15 protein-coding genes are annotated in these 17,358 nt (G+C 59.5%); 4 read left to right on the top strand and 11 right to left on the bottom strand.

The window, feature by feature from the left end; translation table 11 throughout:
• The first annotated feature begins 58 nt into the window (after positions 1 to 58).
• A complete protein-coding gene (locus tag SH664x_RS12740; protein WP_437201467.1) occupies positions 59 to 376 on the top strand; it encodes a MazG nucleotide pyrophosphohydrolase domain-containing protein in 318 nt (105 codons plus the stop codon).
• Between the two features lie 207 nt (positions 377 to 583).
• On the opposite strand, the gene SH664x_RS12735 is transcribed toward SH664x_RS12740, so the two are convergent.
• The 7 genes from SH664x_RS12735 to SH664x_RS12705 all read right to left on the bottom strand — a co-directional run bounded on the left by SH664x_RS12735 (position 584) and on the right by SH664x_RS12705 (position 8,918).
• On the bottom strand, positions 584 to 718 hold the full coding sequence (locus SH664x_RS12735; protein ID WP_437201465.1) for a hypothetical protein: 135 nt from the start codon (positions 716 to 718) through the stop codon (positions 584 to 586).
• Positions 699 to 1,562: a hypothetical protein gene (locus SH664x_RS12730; RefSeq protein ID WP_437201463.1), complete on the bottom strand. Its 864-nt coding sequence runs from the start codon at positions 1,560 to 1,562 to the stop codon at positions 699 to 701. The genes SH664x_RS12735 and SH664x_RS12730 overlap by 20 nt, the downstream gene beginning before the upstream one ends.
• A gap of 133 nt (positions 1,563 to 1,695) precedes the next feature.
• A complete protein-coding gene (locus SH664x_RS12725; RefSeq protein ID WP_437201462.1) occupies positions 1,696 to 2,355 on the bottom strand; it encodes a hypothetical protein in 660 nt (219 codons plus the stop codon).
• 233 nt (positions 2,356 to 2,588) lie between these two features.
• Positions 2,589 to 2,891, bottom strand: coding sequence for a membrane protein insertion efficiency factor YidD (yidD, locus tag SH664x_RS12720; RefSeq protein WP_437201460.1), 303 nt, complete (start codon positions 2,889 to 2,891; stop codon positions 2,589 to 2,591).
• A complete protein-coding gene (locus SH664x_RS12715; RefSeq protein WP_437201458.1) occupies positions 2,869 to 3,399 on the bottom strand; it encodes a PSP1 C-terminal domain-containing protein in 531 nt (176 codons plus the stop codon). Before SH664x_RS12715 ends, yidD begins: the two co-directional genes overlap by 23 nt.
• 47 nt (positions 3,400 to 3,446) lie before the next feature.
• On the bottom strand, positions 3,447 to 5,276 hold the full coding sequence (locus SH664x_RS12710) for a M3 family oligoendopeptidase (RefSeq protein ID WP_437201456.1): 1,830 nt from the start codon (positions 5,274 to 5,276) through the stop codon (positions 3,447 to 3,449).
• Between the two features lie 222 nt (positions 5,277 to 5,498).
• A complete protein-coding gene (locus tag SH664x_RS12705) occupies positions 5,499 to 8,918 on the bottom strand; it encodes a GH36-type glycosyl hydrolase domain-containing protein (RefSeq protein WP_437201454.1) in 3,420 nt (1,139 codons plus the stop codon).
• A 162-nt stretch (positions 8,919 to 9,080) separates the two neighbouring features.
• Here SH664x_RS12705 and SH664x_RS12700 point away from each other — a divergent pair, with 162 nt between their 5' ends.
• Together SH664x_RS12700 and lipA are read left to right on the top strand one after the other, a co-directional pair.
• Positions 9,081 to 9,827, top strand: coding sequence for a lipoyl protein ligase domain-containing protein (locus SH664x_RS12700; RefSeq protein WP_437201452.1), 747 nt, complete (start codon positions 9,081 to 9,083; stop codon positions 9,825 to 9,827).
• Positions 9,820 to 10,782 carry a lipoyl synthase gene (gene lipA, locus SH664x_RS12695; protein WP_437201450.1) on the top strand — a complete coding sequence of 321 codons (963 nt, stop codon included), beginning with the start codon at positions 9,820 to 9,822 and terminating at the stop codon, positions 10,780 to 10,782. The genes SH664x_RS12700 and lipA overlap by 8 nt, the downstream gene beginning before the upstream one ends.
• 181 nt (positions 10,783 to 10,963) lie before the next feature.
• Here lipA and serC read toward each other — a convergent pair whose 3' ends face one another.
• The 4 genes from serC to SH664x_RS12675 all read right to left on the bottom strand — a co-directional run bounded on the left by serC (position 10,964) and on the right by SH664x_RS12675 (position 15,645).
• Positions 10,964 to 12,046, bottom strand: a complete 1,083-nt coding sequence (gene serC, locus SH664x_RS12690) for a 3-phosphoserine/phosphohydroxythreonine transaminase (RefSeq protein WP_437201448.1) — start codon at positions 12,044 to 12,046, stop codon at positions 10,964 to 10,966.
• A gap of 440 nt (positions 12,047 to 12,486) precedes the next feature.
• The gene (locus SH664x_RS12685) at positions 12,487 to 13,326 is read right to left on the bottom strand and encodes an MBL fold metallo-hydrolase (RefSeq protein ID WP_437201446.1); all 840 of its coding nucleotides are present in this window, start codon (positions 13,324 to 13,326) and stop codon (positions 12,487 to 12,489) included.
• 226 nt (positions 13,327 to 13,552) lie between these two features.
• The gene (locus SH664x_RS12680) at positions 13,553 to 14,722 is read right to left on the bottom strand and encodes a serine/threonine-protein kinase (protein ID WP_437201444.1); all 1,170 of its coding nucleotides are present in this window, start codon (positions 14,720 to 14,722) and stop codon (positions 13,553 to 13,555) included.
• Positions 14,723 to 14,862: 140 nt separating this feature from the next.
• Positions 14,863 to 15,645 (bottom strand): hypothetical protein, encoded by a 783-nt coding sequence (locus tag SH664x_RS12675; protein WP_437201442.1) that lies wholly within the window; start codon positions 15,643 to 15,645, stop codon positions 14,863 to 14,865.
• A 333-nt stretch (positions 15,646 to 15,978) separates the two neighbouring features.
• Between SH664x_RS12675 and SH664x_RS12670 the strand changes: the two genes are divergently transcribed.
• The gene (locus tag SH664x_RS12670; RefSeq protein ID WP_437201440.1) at positions 15,979 to 17,280 is read left to right on the top strand and encodes a hypothetical protein; all 1,302 of its coding nucleotides are present in this window, start codon (positions 15,979 to 15,981) and stop codon (positions 17,278 to 17,280) included.
• Positions 17,281 to 17,358 lie beyond the last annotated feature (78 nt).

The following is a 17,358-nucleotide window of genomic DNA, read 5'->3' as shown; positions in this document are numbered from 1 at the left end:
GCCCTCCTCGTCACTGTCCCCTGCCGTCGAACCCCCGGTCCTCCGGGCTGAAATCACCATGAGCCAGCGCGAACAAATGACCCTGTCCGACCTTCAGGCCCTGATCCGCAAGATGTATTCGTCGAAAGACGAGCAGCGGGGCATCGACGGGACATTTATGTGGCTGATGGAAGAAGTCGGGGAACTGGCGGCCGCGTTACGGGAGGGGCCGAAGGAAGAACTGGCAAAAGAGTTTGCCGATGTGTTGGCCTGGCTGGCGACCATTGCCAACGTCGCGGGTGTCGATCTTGAACAGGCCGTGATCGAAAAGTATGGCCGCGGCTGCCCCGGGTGCGGGGAGATGGTCTGCGCCTGCGGGATCGACGAGAAGCCGTAGACTGCGACGAGACTTTCAGTCAGCGACCGAATCTCCCGAGAGTCGTGCTTCGACCGGGTGGGAATGTGCCGACCGAGCGCTCTCGGGATGACCAGCGAGCGGAGCTGCATTTCTTGGCGGAACATTGAGTCACAATAAAAAAAGTCGTCGGCCATGAGGCAGACGACTTTGTGTAAACGTCCCGGATCGCGGTTGCGTTTTTGGGCTTCAGTTGAACTTCCAGCCGTAGCTGCTCAGTTCCAGAGTCAGAAAGATGATGCCGGTCAGCAGGGCTGCGACAGAGACAAACAGCAGTCCGACGTAGACGTCGGGTGTCGCTTCATCAGAGGCTCGTTTTGACATTGTCACCTTCCTGAATGATTCCGTTTTTCGAGGGGAGCACAACTTCTGCAACGGCAGTGTCGGGGAAGATGTCAACGATTTTGACTCGTCCCAGGAAGTCGGCTTCTGTGGGGCTGATAATCCGATAGACGTCGAGTTCGTGGCCTTTGACCAGTCCGTCGTCGCTGCCGATGGAGATCTCGACGAACTGGACCCGGTTGGTACGTGACTTCCGCACGTGCAGCACTTTGCCTTCTACTGTCGGCGGGTCTGCCTGCATTTTTGCAACGACTTCCGGATCGGTTTCGAGCTTGTTGGCGGCGACGATTCGCTCCAGATAGGCCATCTTCGTCAGCGAAGCGGTATAGCGCTTGTTGAGTTCGTTTGTGGTCTCGTCCTTGTTGAAGATCTGATCCTTCAGTTCACGAACTTCCGCGGCCAGGACATCGAGACTGGCCTGCAGCTTGCTATTTTCGTTCCGCAGCTTTTCAGACTCTTCCTGACGGAAACGGGCTTCGTTGGACTTCGACTGAGCCAGTCCTGATTCCGCTTCACGCTGCTGTTCGAAGATATCGTTCTTGGCCCGCAGGTCGGCGACACTCCGTTCCAGACTGACGTTCTTGGCCTGGAACTCGGTAGCCAGCTGCGACTGCTGGGCCAGTTGCGAGTCGAATTCGCGTTTGGCGGTCGCCAGTTCACCCTGCACATTTCGCAGCGTGTCTTCGGTCGACTGGTGCTGCTGCGCCAGAGTCTCGTATTTTGTTTTCCAGTTGGAGTGCAGCGAGAAGACTGCTCCCGCGAAGGCCATGAACAGCACGCTCAGCACGAGCTGCAGGACGACGAGGATTTTTCCGACATATGACATTGTGACAAGCTCCGCTGCGAGCCGGCCTGTCGACCGGAACTCCGCGAGATTGAAGGAATTGTCGCCGGACGGACGGCACTGGATTCCGCGTCAACATGCAGCCGTCTTCCGCTGGCTGCTTCTCTGGGAAACTCTACTTCTCGGACACCTGCTGTTTTAACAGCTGGTTCCGTAATTCGGCCCGATCGGCGTTCCCCTGCGTCTGAATCAGCAGGCTGTCGAGCTGCTGCTGGATCTCCGTCAACCGGAACTCGTCGGTCTTCAATTCGGCAGCCTGTTGACGCAGACGGAAGATATCTTCGCGCCGGGCCGCAATGATATTCTGCAGCTTCTGTGTTTCGGCGGTGGAGGTCATGACCTGGGCCGCCAAAGCTGTCTCCTGTGCCCGCAGGGTCGATAGCCGCTCCCGCTGTTCTGCTTCGTAGCGGTCGAGGGCCAGTTTGTCGCTGGCAATCGCCTTGCCGAGCAGTTCGATCCGAGTGGTCAGGGCTTCTTCACGGGGCTGCAGCTGCTGGATCTCTGCCTGCTGTTGCTGTGCGATATCGTCCAGGACTTTAGAAATCACTTCCGGAAGTCTTCGCGAACTGCCGATCGCCTTTTCATCTCCGGCGCGGGTGGCGGTCCACACGATCTCCGGGCCGTCGGTACGTGTGAAGCGATAGCCGTTGAACTCGCTGGATTGCGTGATCGCGGTCCAGTTCGGGCCTCCAAACGTCGTGGCGATTGCAAACCCGACAAATGCCAGGCTGGCCGCGGCGATGAAGATCGCGAGAATTTTGCTGTATCGCGTCATGTGGCAACGGTGTGAAAGTACGAATTCTGGACAGACTTTTATCGTACGACCGGAAATTCTGTGATGTCAACGGGCGCGGTCGGAACCGGCACGGGAAATCAGAATTCCCCGCCTCTTACTTCGGCATTCGGTAAATTCCGTCTGCGCGAACTTCTGGGGATTCGGCCGCACGGTGCGACAAGCTGAAATGTTGCACACGCTGTAACGATTATGCCGGGGAGACCCGGATGAGGCTAGGGGGGGTCATAGCCGTGGCCCCCCCAGGGATGGCAGCGGCAGATCCGCCACAACCCCTTCGCAGACCCCTTGACGGCACCATCCTTTTGAACCGCACCGATGAAATATTCGCTGCAACTGGGAACAAACCGGCACCGGCCTCCGAGCCAGTGGCTCAGCGTCCACTGATAGAGACGGACTCCCCCGATCAGAATCGATGTGAGCAGCGACGTTCCCGAAGCGGAAACGGGCGTGATCTCCCCGTCCGGAACTCCGGTCGGCGAGCGTTCTTCGGCGTCAATGTGATCCGCACGATCCACAGCCTCCTCCCGATTTCGGAAGTGTGACGCGCCCCTCCATCGAGACCGGCTGCACTTCAATCAGTCCGAGCCCTGCGGCGGCCGCCTGAATCGCCAGCTTTGTGCACTCCGGACCGCGCTCATTCAGCACATACAGGATCAGCTTGGCCTCATCGAGTGTCCATTCCAGATCGATGAGCTGCAGGTCGAGATTCCATTTGGTGATCCGTTCCTGCCAGAGCGGGAATTCCTGTCGGCTCCGGGCAGCCAGTTTCTCTGCCTGCGCGAGATCATCGGGTTCAGCGCGACGGACAATGTCGAAGGCGCTGGCGGGGACCTCACCCTGACGAACTGACTGCGGCCGGATCTTTTCGAGGATCGAACAGAGCTCCAGGCCACGGTGCGTCTGCACGACAACGTGCGCACCGCGCGGCGGGACTTCTGCCCCTTCGAACGAGGCGCGGGCCACTTCCGGAATGACTCCGTAGCGGACGAGAACAGTCGTGCTGGCAGGGACTTCGGCGATCATCAATTGATTGTACGCTCGCAGGGCCGGTTTCGGACAGGGAGCCGGTTTCAGGAGCCGGTCAGAAACTGGTCACTGACTTTCAGGAACTCGTTCACCCGGGCATCGATGATGTCGATGCTGCGGTTCCAGAAATCGGGCTGGGTCAGGTCGTAACCGAGTGTCGACTTCACCGCTTCTTCCGCGTTCATGCAGCCGGTGGCCGTCAGGAGTTCGCGGTATTTCTTCGGGAAGTCTTTTCCGAATTCTCCGGCGGTGGAATAAACCCCCAGCGAGAGCAGATATCCGAACGTATAGGGGAAGTTATAGAACGGCAGGCCGGAGATGTAGAAATGCAGCTTCGAGATCCAGAAAACGTTGGACCAGTCCGAATCGGCAAAGGCGTTGCAGTACGCCTCTTTCTGGGCTGCCAGCATGATTTCGGTCAGCCGGTCTGAGGTCAGTTCCGCCTCGGCGCGCTCGACATGCAGACGGTTCTCGAACAGAAACCGGGCATGAATGTTCATCAGAAACGCGACCGAATCGGAGAGCATGTTGTTGAGAATGCCGAGCTTCTGGCCCGGCAGCGTCGCATGCTGCAACCGTTTTTCACCGAGCACGGCTTCGGCAAAAGTGGAGGCGGTTTCGGCCAGATTCATCGGGTAGTCCTGCAGCAGGAAGGGCTGGCTGCGGAGGACATGCGAGTGATAGGCGTGACCCAGTTCGTGAGCGAGCGTGGACATGCTGTCGGCGCTGCCGGTGAAGGTCATGAAGATGCGGGACTGCTTCTTGACGGGGAGGCCGGTGCAGAAGCCCCCCTGCCGCTTGCCGCTGCGGTCTTCCACTTCGCACCAGCGGTCATTCAGTGCCATCCGGGCAAAGTCGCCGAAATCGTCACTGAATTCGGAGAAAGCCTCGATGATCGTGTCGCAGGCCTGATCGTAGGTCAGTGAATCGCTGGGGCCGAGCGACGCCTGCGGCAGCGGAGCGAGCTGGTCGTACCACGCCATCCGCTCGATTCCGAGCAGCTGGGCTTTCCGTTCGAAGAACTTGAGCAGGATCGATTTCCGCTGGGCGATGACCTCCCACATGGTGTCGAGCGTCTTCCGCTCCATGCGATTGAAACGGAGCGGAGCGTCGAGGTGGTCCTGTGTCTTCAGACGCTTGTATTTGGCGAGACGGGTCCCCGCGATGTGGTTGAGGGCATCCGCACACGTATCGGCAACAGTCTTCCAGGCTTTCTCGACCGCGTAGAAGTTGTTCTGCCGGACCGAACGGTCCATGACATCCATGCGGACCTGTCCGGGTGATTTGCGAACAATCTCCCCTTTTTCCATCAGTTCGATCCGCAGATCGCCGGAAACACGGTCGTAGAGACGGCCCCAGGCGTGAATGCCGTCGACACCCAGTTCCGCCGCCAGCATTTCGAGATCTTTTTCGAGCCGGAGAGCGGCATTCGCGCGGCAGTCTTCCAGAAAGAATTGCACCTGCTGCAGACGGGTATCCCCTGCGGCAAACTCCTGCAGCTGGGCATCGGTCAAGCCACGAAATGCCAGTTCAATGTTGGTGAAGACCTGATTGCGTTCAGGGCCGGTGGCGGCCAGAATCGCTTCGATCTGCTGAAACGCTTTGTTGTTGGTGTCGGCGGCGGAGTGGCAGCCGACGAAGGCGCCGAGGTCGGTCGAGAAGGCAAAGACCTTTTCAACCCGCTCCAGAAAATCGCCCCAGGCGGGGGCGGACGATTTGTTGATCGGGGGGAGAGCCTCCGAGTCTTCAGCGAGCTGTTTCAAATCCTTTTTATAGGTGTCGATCAGCACCTTGAATTCCACCGAATCCGGACGCGGGTAAAGCGAGTCGAGATCCCAGGTCAAAGCAAAGCGGGGGGTGGAAGTTGCGGCCATAGTGCTCGATAGGGGTGAAACAGCGGTTCAAATCGGGTGAAATCAGCCGGTGATGGTGATTCCGGGAACGGAAAGTCCGGCGATCGGGAACAGAATCGGCCTGAGCGCCGTAACATTCTGGTCTCTGCTCGTGCTCAGCAAGTGATCAGGGCGAGTTTAGCGCACCGCTCCCGGGACTGCAATTCGTGTTCAGCTCTGGCGGGAACCCCTGTGCGGTGTGTTTTATTCGGGACCGAGAGTCAACAGGATCTCGCAGCTATTGGCATTGGGCAACGGAACCCGGAGCGTCCGGCCGGTGCAGATCAGCGATTGACCATTAACCGTGGCCGCGACCAGCGTCTGGGCGCAGTGCTGCGGATTTTCGACCCGAATCCGGCAACGGGGCAGGCCCTCACGCTGCAGTCGCATCTCAAAAGCGGGCCAGTCGTCGGGGATACAGGGGGTCAGCACCAGCGTGGAGCCCTCTTCGATGGTGACGCCGAGGATCGATTCGATGGCCACGCGATAAAACCAGCCCGCAGAACCGGTGTACCACGTCCAGCCTCCTCGTCCGACATGGGGAGCGGCACCGTAGATGTCAGCGGCAATGACATACGGTTCGACCTTGTACTGGTGGACATCGGCCGGCGTCAGAGTATGCGCAATCGGCGAGAGCATTTCGAGCAGTTTCGCTGCGCGATTGTGATCGCCGTGTTGGGCGACGGCTTTCACCACCCAGCAGGCAGCGTGGGTGTATTGGCCCCCGTTTTCCCGGATGCCGGCGACATAACCCTTGATGTAGCCGGGGTCGTTGGGGGTGTTGACAAAGGGGGGAGTCAACAGGCGGATGAGCCCCTCCTCCGTGGAAATCAGCTCGCGTGACATCGCGTCCATGGCACTCGCAGCACGATCCGGCGGAGCAGCGCCGGAGATGATCGCCCACGCCTGCGCCAGGGCGTCGATCCGGCATTCATCGCTCTTTTGAGAACCGAGCGGCTGGCCATTGTCGTAATACGCCCGACGATACCACTCGCCGTCCCAGCCACCGTCATTCAGTGCGTGCAGCAAATGTTCGCGATGCTCCGCATAGATCTTCATCCGCTCGAAGTCGTTGCGTTTTTCGCAGAACGGGAGAAACCGCCCAAGAATGTGATACAGGAAGAACCCGACCCACACGCTTTCGCCCCGACCCTCGCGACCGACGCGGTTCATGCCGTCGTTCCAGTCGCCGGTCCCCATGAGCGGCAGCCCGTGGGCCCCGACCGGGAGTGAACGGTCAATCGTACGGCAGCAGTGTTCGTAGAGGTCCGCTCCGCCAGTGATCTGGGGAATGAGATAGTTCTCGTCTTCGCCTGCATGCAGTGCGGGACCGGTGAGAAAAGGTTCCTGCACGCTCAGGATCGATTCATCTCCGCTCGCGTGCAGATAATCGGTGACCACCAGCGGCAGCCAGAGCAGGTCGTCCGAGAAGCGGGTCCGCAAACCGGCATTGATTGGCGCCGGATGCCACCAGTGGAGGACATCTCCTTCCTGAAATTGATGTCGTGCATGCAGCAGAATCTGTTCGCCGGCAAAGCGGGGATCGAGTGGCAGCAGAGAGCCGGAATCCTGCAGCTGATCGCGATAACCATAGGCCCCGCTGGACTGATAAAATGCAGTCCGGGCCCACATCCGGCAGGCCAGTGTCTGATACGCCATCCAGCCATTGAGCAGCACATTCAAGGCGGGAGACGGGGTCTCCACCTGCAGCGAGGAAAGGAGGCTAGCCCACGACTGCCGGACCTCCTCCAGCGCGGCCTGCGCCTGCTCCGGTTGTCCATACCGGGCGATCAGCTCACTGGCTGCCCCGTCAGATAAGGCTTCTCCGAGAACAACAATGCAGGTGACGGTCTCTCCCGGAAGAAGTGTGACCGTGCCCTGCTGCACAAAACAGGGCTCGTATTCTGATCCGCAGGCACCGCTCAGGGGCGTCTGCAGCTGAAGGGCGACCGGATTGGCGGAAGTGGACCAGCGTCCGATGAATTCCAGGCGATCACAGGTGAAGCGCAAGTCCGGCGGAGACTGGCCATTCACGGTCAGCTGTGTAAACGCGATGCCATCCGCGAAGGGACCGCCGCTGGTGTTCACGGCGCGCAGACTCCGATCCTCGTGTTGACGGGTGACGACCGGATTCGGACGGACAGGCAGTGTCCCGAGCACCAATTGCTGAAAGGTGCTGATCGTCAGTTCTTTTTCGCGAGCGGAAGTATTCCGCAGAGTGAGCAGCGTGATTTTGACAGGATCCTGTCGGGGAACAAACAGGGTGGCAATCTGTTCAATGTCGTTCACCAGCGAACGGAACGTGGAGTAGCCGAACCCGTGCCGGACTTCGGCATCCCCCTGAAAGGCCATGGGACCGGGGAGCGGTGACCAGGCTGCGCCGGTGGCAGCTTCGAACAGATAGATCGCTTCACCGTGCGGATCGGTGATGGGATCGTTAAACCAGGGAGTCAGGCGGTTGGCCTGACTGTTTCTCGACCAGGTACAGCCTGCGCCGGTTTCGCTGACGAGAAATCCCGCCTGCTGGTTGGCGATCACGTTGATCCATGGCAGGGGCGGGCGGCGGTGTTCCTGTCCGTCATGCTTGAGACGAATGACGTACTCCGTTCCGGAGGTGTTGAAGCCGCCGAATCCGTTGAAAAACTGCAGCGGCTCGTCATCAGGAAGTGGAGTTCCCTGTCCCGGCACAAGGGGCGACGGTGGGGGCGGGAATTCCTCATCGGAGACCAGCGGCGCGGTCCGGTTGCCAGAGATCCAGAGTCCCCCTCCAAATCCGGAAAATGATCGTTCGCCAATCGAATCGGATGCTTTTTCATAGTCCTGATAACTTCGCAGCACCCGCAGGGCATCGTCCCGCTGTTCGCCGAATCCGGTGAGGAACGTCAGCGCGGTCTGCTCGCCCGCTGACAGCGCCAATTCTGTCCGCAGCGAGCAACAGGGGTCGAGGACATTCCCGGTGGTGCCGCTCAGTTTCCCGGTGAGTCCGATGGCCGTCGCAACTGTCTTCCCGCGACCGATAAATCGGAAGCGGTCGGTTTCCCAACCGGTCGGAACCGCACCGACGAGTGCGTGGAAGAGCGTGGGCCAGCTCTCGGAATTGCCGCGTGGACGCCGCTGCACGAGGAGCGCCGAGGCCTCTGCCACGTACTCCGTCTGCAGGAAGAGTTTGGCGAATGCGGGATGATTCAGATCGGTCGGCTGATAGGTCAGGACCGGCTCGAAATAGCTGGTGACCTCAAGCCGACGGGGGCGACCCGAAAGGTTGGCTAGCGTCAGTCTGCGGCTTTCGAGGTCATCGGCAGTGGCGACGGTCACTCGCAGTGTGGCTTCGATGCCGGCGAAGACATGGCGGATTTCGTGAACACCGGGCAATTCGCGCACGGTGTAATCGCTTCCTTGCCGTTGGCAGGGCATCAGCCCGACTGACCAGACTTCATTGTTGTCGCAGTCCCGCAGAAACAGGAACTGCCCCTGTCCGTCTTCGACCGGATCTTCGAGGTGGCGATTGACCACCAGTCCCTGGCGGTGGGACTGTCCCGTTCCGGCTGAAGTGAGTTGAACCGTATACCGACCGTTCGACAGGTTCAGGTCGTCCGCCGATGATTCCGAGGTGCGTCTGATCATCGCTCCAGAATATCGAATCCTTTCGGTAACAAGGAAGGAAAGGGATCGACCGATTCTGATTCATCCCGTGTCGCAGGGGAGATTTTTCCCCATTGGGATTGTCCCCGCCGCGCGGGATCGCGAAAATAATCAGACACATGAAACCCCAACATCGCATTGCTGATGACCCAGTTCCTCCCTACTTCTGACCGTCCGCGCCCTCACGGGGGAACACTGGCGGTCCACTTGTTGGGACTGGTGGACTTCGATGCTGTGACCGGCCTGCAGGAGCAGCAGATCTACGAATTGAGTGGCCGCAGCGACACGCAGGGAACACTGCTGCTGTGCGAGCATCCGCCCCTCATCACCATGGGGCGCGAGGCGAGCCGGGCCGATCTGCTACCGGATGATGAAGAACTTGCCCGCCGTGAACTGACGGTTCGCTGGGTGGCCCGGGGAGGAGGGGCACTCGTTCACGGCCCGGGACAGCTGGCAATTTCTCTGCAGCTTCCCCTGCTTCGTCTGGGACTCGGGTTGCGGCAGTTTCGTGAAAATTTTGAAGAAGCTGTTCTCAACGCCTGTCGTGAATTGAAAATTCCCTCCAAACGTCAATCGGGTGAACCGGGAATCTGGAGCCGAGGAGGGCAGCTGGCTTATTTCGGTGCCGGCGTGAAATCATGGATTTCCTGTCACGGAATGTTTCTGAATGTCACCACCGATCCCCGCCTGCTGGAACTGACCGTTCCCAACCCCTTGGGGACCCCCTCGACCAGTCTGCAGTCGCAGCGGCTGGAACCGGTGCGGCTGCCTCAGGTTCGTGAGGCTCTTGTCCGTCACATTTGCGAACAGTTTCGCTATGATCTGTCGGACGTGTCTACCGGCCATCCACTCCTAAAGCGGACCATTCGCAAAGTCACTGTTCATGTCTGATCTGCCGATTGTTAACCCCTCGTTCTCGGAACCGGGGCTGCTTCCTATTCTCGATGTGGCCGATCCCGGAATGATCGGGACCCGGCGTCGTCTGCCGAAATGGTTGAAGCGTCCGATGCCGACCGCGGACATGGGCTTCACCAACAGTGTGATTGAAGACCTGAAGCTGGAGACGGTCTGCGAGAGCGCCAAGTGTCCGAACCGGACGGAGTGCTGGTCGCAGAAGACCGCCACGTTCATGATTCTCGGGAATGTCTGCACCCGGCCCTGTGGGTTCTGTTCGGTGCCGCGCGGCAGAACGGAAACCGTGCAGGCCGATGAACCGGCGCGGGTCGCCGAAGCGGCTGCGCGGCTGGGCCTCAAGCATGTGGTCATTACCTGTGTGACCCGCGACGACCTGCCCGATGGCGGTGCGGACCATTTTTATCAGTGCGTTCTGGCGGTGCGGGAACGGACCGGAGCGGCTGTGGAGGTCCTGACCTCCGACTTCGGGGGGAACCGTGCTGCCATCAGCCGTGTGATTCAGGCCCGACCCGACGTTTTCAATCACAATACGGAAACGGTCCCGCGGCTGTATCAGCGGGTGCGACGCAATGCGATCTATCAGCGTTCGCTCGATCTGCTCGCACAGGTGAAGCAGGAAGCTCCCGAGATGCCGACCAAAAGCGGATTGATGCTCGGTCTGGGAGAAACGCTGGAAGAAGTGATTGAAACCGCTGCCGATCTCCGCAGCGTCGGCTGCGACATGATCACCATCGGTCAGTATCTGCAGCCGACAGCCACGCAGCTTCCCGTGGAGCGATTTGTGCCGCCGGAGGAATTCGATCTGATCGGAGAAGAATGCCGCAAGCTCGGCTTTTCGATGGTGGCCAGCGGGCCATTTGTCCGCTCCAGTTACCATGCGGGTGAAATGGCCGGCGAAGTGGCGACCTATGTCGCCGCCCAGCAGGATTAACCCGGCAGAGCCCGCAGCGTTTCAGAGTCCGACGGGTGAGCGAGGGCTGCTTTCAACTCTCGCGTGATGAACCCACCGCGTACACGTCAAGCGGTGCTGCAATCCAAACAAAAAAACGTGGAAGAGGATTCGCTCCCCTTCCACGTTTTTGTTTTTCCAATCAAACGGTCTCGTTCGCTGCTCAACCGTTCTTGGCTTCGAAGTCCTTCATGAACTTCACCAGTTCTTCGACCCCCTGCTTGGGGAAGGCGTTGTAGATACTCGCTCGCATGCCGCCGACGCTGCGATGTCCCTTGAGGCCGTCGAATCCGGCAGCGGTCACTTCCTTGATGAACTTGTTGTCGAGGTCACTGTTGCCGGTGACAAACGTCACGTTCATCTGAGAACGGCTGTCCTTGTCGGCTGTCGGCTTGAAGAGCTTGCTCTGGTCGAGGTAATCGTAGAGAACAGCGGCCTTTTCGACATTCAGCTTCTCAATCGCTTCCAGTCCACCCTGCTTCAGAATCCACTTGAACACCAGACCCATGAAGTAGATGCCGAACGTCGGGGGAGTGTTGTAGCAGGAATCATTTTCCGCATGGGTGCGGTACTGCAGCATCTCAGGGATGTCGAGCGAACCCTTCTTCACCAGGTCGTTGTGGATGATGACGAGTGTGACGCCGGAAGGTCCGAGGTTCTTCTGGGCACCGGCATAGATCAGCCCATACTTGGAAACGTCGATCGGTCGGGAGAAGATGTCGCTGCTGGCGTCGCAGATCAGCGGAGCTCCGGCGGGGGCGTTCGGTTCAGTCTGCCACTGCGTGCCGAAGATCGTGTTGTTCGACGTGAAGTGGACGTAGGCCGGCTTGGCGGAATAGTCAGCCTGCTTGGGAATGTAGCAGTAGTTGCGGTCTTTGCTGCTGGCCGCTTCGTGGACGTTGCCATAGCGGGCCGCCTGTTCAACCGCCTTTTCAGACCAGGCGCCGGTGACCAGATAATCAGCGGTCTGGGTCTTCTCCAGCAGGTTGGCTGGCACGGCGAAGAACTGCTGCGACGCCCCCCCCTGCAGGAACAGCACCTTGTAGTCGTCCGAAATGCCGGCCAGTTTGCGGCAATCGGCTTCGGTCTGTGCGAGCACGCCGATGAAGGCCTTCCCGCGATGGGAGTGCTCCATAATGCCGATGCCCGTGTTCCCCAGCGAGAGCAGGTTTTCGCGTGCTTCTTCCAGAACTTCCACGGGGAGAACCGCCGGTCCGGCGGAGAAATTGAAAATGCGGTTGCTCATCGGTTTTGCTTTCGTAGAGGCTTCGGGCCGGCTGCCCTGATGGGTCGTGTGTGGAGCAGGTTGAGCTTCCCGAGGCCGCTCAGCGCGGTGTCGACGGGGTCAACGCTGGTGTCTGCATGACAGGACAGCGACGAGTGGACTGAAAACGTTCTAACGGATCATTGCTGCCGCGCTCAATCCTGCCCGGTTTGAATCTTCGGCAGATTCCTCAACATCGGGAAACCGGCCGCCCACTCCTGCGGGAAGTCTTTTTGTCGGCATTATGAGCAGGAACCTGCGAGAAGAAATCAGGTTCACCGGCGGAGGATGTGGCGTGGTGAATTCCCAGATCGCGGAACCGGAAACACTGGAGCATTTTGACGACACCTCTCGTCCGGATCGCCAGTGATCAGTGAGTGCCGATGGGTGTGGCGGCCGTCACGAGGGGCCACGAACGGAAGTCACAGCCAGAGGTGCACACGTTCCCGCAGTGACTCGGGCAAGCGTTTTTCCACAGCCTTGCGGATTTCCTGTTCGTGATAGCGGGTGCTGAAATGCCCGAGCACGATCAGTTCGTTCTGGAACCGTTCCGCGCGGGCGATAATGTCATCGAGATGGGTGTGCCCGAACTTGTGAATCTTTTCCTTGCGGTGTTCGGGGCGGAAGAATGTCATCTCCGTGATGAGGATGCGGGCCTGATACGCCGCTTCACAGTTGTCGAGCCCCTGCGGCGCGGTGTCTCCCGTGTAGCAGACCAGCGGCAGTCGCATTTCTCCGCTGACTTCGATGCCGCTCAGACGCAGGTCGCGGATTTCCGGACCGCTGAGTCCCTGATATTCGGGCTTCAGCTTCTTCCGGCGCTCCCAGATGACATAACCCAGTGACGGCACCGTATGTTTGGTGGGAAAGGCCGTCGCCACGTGCTCCCGCGAGATTTCGTAGTCTTTGCCGGGCTCGACCGGCACCAGTTCGCAGAGCATGCGGCCGCGATCGAGCCGCTGCCAGGACTTCAGCATCCGGTCGACGTATTCCGCGACCTCAGCCGGAACGTAGATGGTGGGAGGGGCCATCTTCATCATCCGGCGACGGGCCACATACGCCGGCAGCGCCGCCATGTGATCGAGATGCGAATGCGTGATGAAGAAGGACTGTGTCCCCATGAACGACCACGGGCTGCCCCCGAGGTCAAAGCCGACCTTCAATTCGGGAATTCGCCAATACGATTGAACCGCAGCGCGCGAGTAGCCTTCAATCGTCAGATCATTGTGAACGAGTGTCTTGAGGGGGAGATTATCAACCATGAATCCGGCCGGTCGCGGAGGAGAAACGGTAGAGAATAGAGCATTTTGCCGGGAGGTCTACCCGGCGAGGCTCCGCGTGACCGTCAACGCCGTCTGTCGCATCAGGAAACGGAGTGATCCGCACGTGATGTGGGGGCCGCATTGCGGACGCTTCCGCGAACAGCCGGAGGACATCGCGCGCTGAGATCGTCACAGGGGCGCTGGCGCCGAAGCGGGGACAGGAAGATCAGCCGGTGAGGCGGGCGGAATCGGATTCGCGCGGCGCTTCCATCGAGGCTTCCCGCATCAGGGCTCTCATCTCGTTTTCAAACTCGGTCGTCATGTTGACCTTCACGAGCTGTCGCTGGATCTCCGACGCTCCATGCTCGGAGAGGTCGGCCTCTTCCAGTGAAGCAAAGCGGTCTGCCGGGTCGGGAGCGATCATCTTGGAAAGGAGCTGCACGAGGGTGCTGTTGCGGGCGACATCTTTGGGCAGCATCTCCGGAATGCGGTTCCAGATATCCCGTTTGACGGCGATCAGTTCGGCACCATCGGCGACCCCGGCGAACGGATACTTGCCGGTCAGCAGTTCCAGCAGGACATAGCCCAGGCTGGCGAGATCGGAGAGCGGGGTGTGTCGTCCCCCCTGCAGCACCTCGACCGCTGCGTAGCGGGGTGTCCACGTGGGGCGGACCGGCAGCTGATCACTGAGAAATGCCGATCCCATGTCGATGATCTTGCAGTTTCCGGTCTGCTTGATCATGACGTTGGCCGGTTTCAAGTCGGCGTGGATGACTCCCTCGCGATGCAGTGCGGCCAGACCGGCGAGGCATTCGCGGATGATGGCGATCGCCACTCCGGGCATCAGGCGGGACTGGAAGCCGGCTTCGGTCAGGATGACGTCGTTGATGTAATCCCAGCGGTCGCGGGAAACGGTCTTCTTGATGTGCTTGAGCAGTTTGGGGGCGGTCAGCCGCCGCAGGTCGTAGCCGTCGACCCACTCGGAAACGAGGACGAGGATCCCCTGATAATCGACGATGTTGTAGACATCGAGGAGGTGGTCCTGCTGGATGCGGGCGACTTCCATCGCGACGCGAGCCATCCGCGACATCTCTTTGCGATACGCGCCGACATCGCTGTAACCGTCGGGACGATAGAACTTGAGCGCCAGCGGAAATGAGACGTCGAACGCACCGGACCTGTCCGCCAGAAAGACAATCCCCTGCCCCCCTGCCCCCAGTCGGGTCAGCAGGCGATAGGTCATGTCCCAGGTGACTTCCTTGCGGTTGACGATGTGCTGGTAATGTTCGAACAGACCGGCCGAGCTGGTCCCGAACGGTTGATGCGAGGGAGAAAACTCGCCTTCGTCAAACAGACGCGTTGCATCCAATGCGGTGAATTCTTCTGCCCTGTCCATCGTCACGCGTTGTTTCCTGTCTTTGAACCGCCCATGTGTCAATCATAGTTGATGGAAGCAGTCGCTTGCAGTCCAAAATCGGTCTTCCCGCGTCGACCCATTGAAGAATGCCGTCACGAATTCGTCAGATGTGATGAATTTCAATTCATGTCCGCTTTTGACCACAGCAGGTTCAGGGCGTGTTGCAGCTTCGCCGCGTGTGCTTCAAACCGTTGGGCTGATTGCGTCAGAAAGGAGTCATGAGCATGGCGGGCGGCAGTCCGACAAGCGGCGATGGCCTCGTCCCAGCGTTCTTCGCGACAGAGGTGAAGTGTCAGTTGTTCGTAGGCATCCAGCAGCAGTCCGCTTTCACCGGTCTCCCGTAAATGGTGGATGGCAGATCGCAGCGCGGAAACGGCGTCGTCGCCTGAGGATTGCCGGGCCAACGCGAGAGCCGCACGGGCGGCGACACTCCGCTGCGGGTAATTCGTGAGGCGAGACAGCAAAGGAGAGGTGGCCCCTTCGTCGATCCCCCCGACCCACAGGGAGGCGACCACAGCTTCGAGTTGAATCGTAGCCGTCGGGTCGCTGTCGAGCACGCAAAGAGCGGCCGCGATCGCGAGCTGGGTGAACTGCTGGGACTGCGTCTGATCGTTCTGCAGGCGGTGCCATTCCGCCAACCGTCGGCAGGCTTGAAATCGCCCTTCCGCACAACTACGGCCTTTCGCGGCTTCCCAAGTCTCAAGGAGCAGTGAATACGCCGACTGCATTCGCCCGACCGACATCAGAAAATCGGCATAATCAAAACGGATGTTCAGACTGGAGTCCTGGCGACACGCTGCCTGAAAATACCACTCAGCGGTCAGAAGTTGCCGCTTCTGTGCAAAAGAGATTGCAAGCTGGTGCAGGCTGAGAGGCCGATTTGCGGACGATTCAGCATCCATATTTCCCACGAGCTCATCTCCAAGTGTATTGAGATGAAGCAGCGGAAGCTGAAATGTCGGCCTGAGACTGTGATGAAAATAACGATTGTAGCGATTACGTCAAGCTAGATAGTTTTCCGAAATCTGCCTGTTGGGTGGGTGCGGGGGATTCTCAGTAGGGGCGAGTGGTCAACTTGTCCGGAATTGCCTGTTTTCTCTTTTTTTTCGGCGCTCGCGGCAGAATCTGCCGTAGCGTTTTAATGCGTGCGAAATAATGCACGAATTGGAATGACTCCAAACTGAGATAAGGGCACCGTGATGAGCGACACTGATCACTCAGAGGGAAAGTCTGATGTGATTAGCGATCCGCTTCCGTTTGAAGTCACTGAGAGTGGCTTCATTCTTCGCGATGGGGCGGTCGCGCATGAACACTTCGACTCTTCAGTCACCTCCATCGCGATCTCTCGCCCACTCGAGGGGGATCGACCATCCCGCTCTCGCCGTCGAAATCTCATTCTCCGCTTCCTGAACTGCCAGGGACAACGGGAGACAATTTGCGTCGGCGAAACGCTGAAAGCCGGCATGCGTGACCCGCTGCAGAACTTCATGCGTCGGCTAGTCGTACGGCTTTCCGGGAGTGCCCGGCAATGGGTGCAGTCGGGAGGAACCTTCTCCGGCGAAGGGTGGTCGCTGACTCTTTCGGGGCTGTCTGTCCGGCACGGGGAGCGGGAACGGACCTATGCCCTGGGAACGCTCAGCTCCGCTGAATGGATCGGACACGAGTTCTGTGTCTGGTCAACCGATGAAGAGCCCATTCTGCGGCTGCCCCCTTCCTCCGAAAATGTGATCGTCCTGAGTTCCATTCTTCCGGAGTTTCTCCCCCGGACCACACCGCGAATGATCGAACAGCACGAGCTAGGACGTCTCCTGCTGGAACTGAAATCCGATCCTGCCTATTCCTGGAACTCTCTCTTTCCGGTGCTGCTGGGGGCGGGGGTGCTGGTTTCGTTGTGGGCCTGCGGCGTTCTCAGCTGGATGGCAGCCGGCTTCATTGTCGGAGTCTTTGGACTGGTCTCACTCGCCTGCCGTCCACAGCCCGGAGATGCGGTCGCCTGCTTTGATCGCGGGTTGCTGCTCAGGTCGCGCGGGCAGCGGCTCATTCCGGTCAGTGACCTCAAATCGATCCGTGTCCGGTCCGAACAGAACCGGGCGAAGCTGCAACTGCAGTTTCGTGATCACTCACCTGCCATCGATCTGAGTTTTCGCCAGCTGAGTGTCCCGGCCCGGGCCAAGTTCGAGAAGATCGAGGAGACGCTCTCCAAAGGACTCGCGACGCACATGCTGAAAGATCTGGTGGAATGCGGTGCCGTCGCCTGGACTCCCGAGATTCAGATTTCGGTTGAGGGGCTGAAGATCTTCCGCAACGGTCAGGTCGAAAGAATTCCGTTCTTTCAATTTGGCGAGTCGATCATCGACGATGAAGAAGTCAACCTGATGTCGCAGGTCACCGGCCGGCCTCTCGTGAAATTGGCCCGTCAGGAGCCGAACGCTCTCTCTGGCTGGCTGCTGATGGAGAATGTCCGGCACGTGGTCAGCGAAGTCAGTCTGCAGGCGGCCGCCCGCGCTGCTCAGGCTCGTCTGGAAACGTGCGTCTGAGCGCTCACGTGGCGGGCTGACCATCACTCCGCACGTTGCCGGTCCGTACGTCTTCGGACGCGGATTCTATCGTGTAGC

Origin of the sequence: Planctomicrobium aquicomposti (genome assembly GCF_051466325.1) — a bacterium.
Taxonomy (GTDB): domain Bacteria; phylum Planctomycetota; class Planctomycetia; order Planctomycetales; family Planctomycetaceae; genus Planctomicrobium.
The sequence above is the reverse complement of the archived record's forward strand: the minus strand, read 5'-3'. Positions and strand labels throughout refer to the sequence as shown.